The sequence below is a fragment of the Moritella viscosa genome, from assembly GCF_900120065.1.
Classification (GTDB): domain Bacteria; phylum Pseudomonadota; class Gammaproteobacteria; order Enterobacterales; family Moritellaceae; genus Moritella; species Moritella viscosa.
In genome coordinates this window covers 1-2,583 of record NZ_FPLG01000155.1, presented here as the reverse complement: position 1 = coordinate 2,583, position 2,583 = coordinate 1, and the positions used below count along the sequence as shown (strand labels likewise).

Sequence of the window (2,583 nt, the reverse complement as noted above, 5' to 3'; positions counted from 1 at the left end):
ATGAAGTGATAATAGTACAGTGTATTATTATCTAATTTCACTTCGCCATGAATACTAAGTTCTGTATTATTATCTAATTTCACTTCCTTACACATTTCTTTCCAAGCCACATCCTCTTCCTTTCGCTTTAACCTCAGCCAGCTTGGAAAGTGTGTCGAATCTCCGTGATAATCTCCTTCATTATAACGATGAGTTTTAATCAACTTACGATTATAGGTTGAATTAACAGGTTGACTTAATCGCTTAGGTAAATCAGTGCGCCCATACTGATTTTTTGATGGATAACCACCACCAATATCCGTGTGACAACCAGGGAATACTTCCTGAGAGAAGATGCCATCGGTAAATGCTTTCATTTCACCACCGCCATCCAATGCCGTCAGCGGGAATTTATCTCGATATTCATGACTCGCACAAATTTGGAACACAGCTTTGGCCACATCCTCTTTAAGCCCCAACTCAAAATTACCCTCATCGTCATTACCCGCGATATAGAACGAGCCGACCGTATCAAATAATCCGACAAAACGCACAGAGACACGACGAGTCTCATCTTTCTGATAGAAATCCTTGTGGACATTATCAAACATAGGATGCGACTCATTCCCCAATAAATTTGGGTAGATATCAACAGTGTTAGGCCCTCTTTTTTGATTGGAATAATCCGGTATCCCTTCAAGCGCCGCGTTGATAAAGTGACGCGCTAACGCCGCACCACGACTAAAGCCGAATACATCAAATTCAATATGCTCGATTTTTTGGTAAATGCCTTTATTCGCCAATTCATCAATTATACGCTGCATATCAACAAGCAAAGACTGCCATTTACGGAACGCACCGGTATCATCAAAAACACCAAAAGCTTGCGATAATGATTTTTCATCATCACCTGCATCTATGACGGGGTTCTCTTCCCCTTCAGGAACCGGCTGGATACCATCCACTGTACCCACACCTGAAACATAAATGGCGTATGACTCACCCTCTTGTTCTGGATATGCTTCAAACAATCGTGCGACATTGGTGCGAGACTTATCCCCCCGCGCTTCTTTATAAGCATCATTCGGGCTGTTTTGTCCTGTACCATCAAAAAACACACCAATACGCAACGTCCGCTCTGGCTTTACTTTGTGAATATTAATAATGGGCGCACTTTGCGGAATGGTACTGTCTTGTAGTACCGCGACGATGTTATGCCGTAATTGTCTATCTTTAACCTGGCTCGCATAAGCATTCGCAAAACGGATGGCTTGGCCGACGCTTTCAATTTCCTGCGGCGGTAATAAGTCTTGCTTTGTTACGACTGCCTGGTCTTTCTCTTTACTGACCAAAAGCTCATCACCGACCTGCAATAGCCAAGGGGCTTGGTCAAGTATTGGATTTAGGCTTAACAAGGCTTTGGCGGCTAATCCATGCTGTGTGGCAATGTCCTTCCACGTTTCAACCTTTCCCGTGTCAGCGTTTGTTTTTACCGTATGCCTTGAGTCATTTGTTTGAGCATCCCCTGGTTGATTACTTTGGTCATCGAGCGCTTCTTCACGGAGGATATTTTCATCTCCCTTTGTTTTAGCAATTGAATCGACATCAAGTAAGCACGCATGTTCATCAAGCCAAGCCGGTGTTAAGTCGCCAAATTGAGCCGCAGTCATCTTCTGGGGAAGGTAAAGTAAGTGCTGGCGAGCAACCGCTATGCGGTTGATTTTCCAAGGCAACAGAATAAAACTGTATGTATGATGTGACAGCAACTCATCGGAGAGCCTATCAGTATCTGATAATGTAGCTTGAAATGCCCACTTTCCCTCGCCCAGTAACTGATATTCATGTATCAGCGCATCATCGATGAAGTGGTAAAAGAACCCTTCAGTAGGCCAGCCAAGTAGCTCACCTACCTGAACAGCAGGTTTAACAGGGATAAACGATTCTGCGTGAGAGGCAGAGCCCGCATTCACTGGCTCCACATCATGAAATATTAACGCACCACCACTGGATGCAGAAAATTCCCTAACGAGCGTTTTCGGCTCATTAACATTGACACTCGCTGTGAGTAGCGTAAAACCGTCTTGTGTTTGGGAGCGTTTCCATGACAAGTTCGACACTTCTTTTTCGGTTTTTTGTAATGAGAAGTCACCGACATTATATTTATTTAATTCATCTTGAACGCATGCAATTTCAATGGAATACTCAAACGCCGCCGTTGGCTCAACAGATACGTAGATGGATTCAGATGCTAGCACCACGTCATCGACAACACGCTTATAATAAGCGTTTGTAAAAGTCGGTTTGTTTTCATTTTGAGCGTTAACCGCAACCCACTTTCCACTAGATAGTAATTGATGGAGTGTGTTTAGCACCTGCTTTTCACCTGAGAGCAAAAGAATTTTCTTCAGTCGTGAAGGAAGGTTGTTTAGCCAGGATGTCGTATTTCGCTCGCGCGAAAGCGTTCTGATGACTTCTTCTGGGGATTGTTTATACGCTAGTTCATCATTAGATAATTCAGAACCAGGTATAAATTTGTAACTCATATTCATTATAAGCCCACAATTAAATAAAAAATTGCAGTGATTTTAAGCTGATTAGACTTAA

At 43.0% G+C, this 2,583-nt stretch carries 1 protein-coding gene; it reads right to left on the bottom strand.

Annotated features, from left to right (window positions below; genetic code table 11):
- Nucleotides 1–2,522 (bottom strand): phospholipase effector Tle1 domain-containing protein (locus BT797_RS22245; protein ID WP_217653266.1); only part of this gene is annotated, 2,522 nt, incomplete at its 3' end.
- Nucleotides 2,523–2,583: the final 61 nt, after the last annotated feature.